3 protein-coding genes are annotated in these 2,565 nt (G+C 36.8%); 2 read left to right on the top strand and 1 reads right to left on the bottom strand.

The features are described 5' to 3' along the window. Nucleotides 1-271: 271 nt before the first annotated feature. Entirely contained in the window at nt 272-643 is a 372-nt protein-coding gene (locus V7L29_RS11810) for a DUF2237 family protein (RefSeq protein WP_334735578.1), read from the bottom strand. A gap of 402 nt (nt 644-1,045) precedes the next feature. On the opposite strand from V7L29_RS11810, the gene V7L29_RS11805 reads away from it, so the two are divergent. Together V7L29_RS11805 and V7L29_RS11800 are read left to right on the top strand one after the other, a co-directional pair. Then, complete coding sequence (locus V7L29_RS11805) at nt 1,046-1,648, top strand: hypothetical protein (RefSeq protein ID WP_334689604.1); 603 nt, start codon at nt 1,046-1,048, stop codon at nt 1,646-1,648. Nucleotides 1,649-1,854: 206 nt separating this feature from the next. Beyond that, nucleotides 1,855-2,175: a hypothetical protein gene (locus V7L29_RS11800; RefSeq protein WP_334689605.1), complete on the top strand. Its 321-nt coding sequence runs from the start codon at nt 1,855-1,857 to the stop codon at nt 2,173-2,175. Nucleotides 2,176-2,565: the final 390 nt, after the last annotated feature.

The raw sequence follows: 2,565 nt of genomic DNA, 5'->3' as shown, positions 1-2,565 counted from the left end.
CTGTAAATTATACAGCTATGATTACGTTCGTCGAAGACGTTGGCGCAGCCATCGCCTCCATTTTATTATGGTTATAGTTTGAAAACACGCCCTAGGGGGGTTAGGTTTGGGAGGCTTTGATGTTTGCAAAAATACTTTTCAAACATCCTCTTAGAATGGGCGTAGTATTTCAAGGACTAATCTACTAATAACTAAGCGCAAAGTCTGAGCACCGCAAGTCGGTGCTCAGACTTTGTAAGAATGACGGCAGGACTCTCGCGTTGCGATTTGATCAAGACGAAGTTAGGGCATGTTTTTTCAGTTCGTCTAGGGAAACCATTTCCAAAGCTCTAGCATGGGTTGCAGAAAGGATGACGGGTGGAGCAACGCCAGCATCAAGAGCTTCTTGCCAGCGAGAAGCACACAAACACCAGCGATCGCCAGGCTTCAGTCCAGGAAAATTAGAATCAGGGACAGGTGTGCTCAGGTCGTTCCCCTGCGATTTGGTGAACTCCAGGAATTCTGATGTCACTTCGGCACATACGACGTGCGACCCGAAATCCTGACCATCTGTGCGACAAAAACCGTCGCGGTAAAACCCGGTCATGGGAGAAGTGCAGCAGACTTCTAGGTTTCCACCGATTACGTTTTTAGCTTCTGTCATGGTTAATTCGTTACACTTGATTTTTTCATTTCGATATAAGCCTATATTGACACTTCCCTAGTTGAATTAAAATCGCTATCCCTTATTAATTCAGAAAAGCAGGGAATTCTAGAATCATTACTCATACAAAGTTGTCAATCTTACGGGTATTTAAAATACTACTTTCTCTAGATATAATCCCCAGGTGCAGATAGATTTGCGACTGTGGTAATTAAAGTTTTACAAAGTTATAAGGGTTTGATGTGCTACTCAAAAGCGCTATCTTTAATCATACTTTTTGGCATTCGCCCCTTGCGATCGCCTATGCCGCGCGGGTACGCCATCGCACTCTCTAAACTTGGTAAGTTACTTGCGAACTTTAAATTAAATATGATATAGTACTATGGTTTTTTAACTAAATTTATGCAAAAATCAATATTTCAACATTTGGTCGATAGTGTGAACAAAGATTATGAGGATACCTATGCATATGTAGGTAAAAATTTTGATTTTATCCGCGAACTGATTGATAAAATAGCTTTACATATTCAATGTACTCCAGGAAAAGATATATATATTGTTGATGAAAAAGGCTCTAAAATTGCTCCTTCTAATTTTATTCAAGATGCTATTATTGTAGACAATGAATGTTTTTTCAGTTTCAAATTAGTAATTTCTGCATCAAATACAGGTTTTAATATTAATAGTTGTGGTAAAAGCTTTTTTGATAAAAATTTAGTACCACCTTCAGGAATTGCTATATATATCTCTATTAAACAAGAGGATGATATTTTTATTGTTATAGCACCATCAATAAAAGAAGAAAAATTATTTACTGAGATTTTTAAAATATATTCTGATAATCCTTCATGGACTGAGTTACTTGAATCGCTTACTCAAGTGATAATAAACTTTTCAAAAAAAGACCTTAAATATAGAATTAGTCAGTTATTTGAAGAATCATCTCAACAAGTAAAACCTTTTGGTTTTTATGTTACCCCTGACATAAAGATTGTTAACACATAAGTAACCCCGGACAATAACTATGTGTAGTTGCATTGTTCTCTAAAAAACTTTCGGTAAAAAGAATAAATTACTTTGACCCTACAAGTGCGATGCCTACGGCGGCAAGCTACGCCCTTAATAAATCTATTACTAAGTTTAGAGCAAATTATAATCATGTAGGGAATTAGCCATAGATTTAACACTTTTTGGATAACTAAAACTAATCTATGCAGCGAAAAAACCGCTTGAATCCATCGGCAAGCGGTTTTTTTGTATATAAGTTTCGCTTAATTGGTGTAGTTTTCAGCCAGCAAATATCAAGCAAGAACGTAACAGCAAGGGTTGCGCCTGTTATGGGACAATACTGTGATTTTGACCAATGGAGAATCAAAGCAATACAAACGCGGCAAGACACAAGTTTTGCTGCGTTTGTGGAAGATATTGCGAGGAAGATGAGTTGTATTTTCCTGAAACCATACAGTGTGGCTTATCTACACCTTGCAAGATTTCAGGAAGCGAAAAGTTTTTTTAGAGCTCCAGTAAAGTGAAGTTCCAATAAAAACCCCCGGCTAACTACCAGGGGTAATGCAAGTCAGTACTTTTCGCATGGAATGTATCCTACTCAAATACCATAGCAACCATCTAATTTTTAGATATGCCATTTTGCCAAACAAAAAAAGCCCCCAGTAGTAAGCCGAGGGTTAATTTTTTTGGAATAGCGGTAATCTACAAAGCTATTATTCCCAGCACAGTAGGCAATAAAACCAGAATTTCTACAATATACATATATGTTGTGATGTCATCAAAAGATAGCTTCGGCGTATCCTGACCTTGTTACTTGCCTTTCAATAAGAAAAACTAATATTTAATATCAGTTTTACTGAAGTAATAAAACTTGATTAAAAATTGTAAAGCAGTGTAAAGTAGTTTCACAGGCA

This window comes from Nostoc sp., assembly GCF_036916575.1.
Lineage (GTDB): Bacteria > Cyanobacteriota > Cyanobacteriia > Cyanobacteriales > Nostocaceae > Nostoc.
The sequence above is the reverse complement of the archived record's forward strand: the minus strand, read 5'-3'. Positions and strand labels throughout refer to the sequence as shown.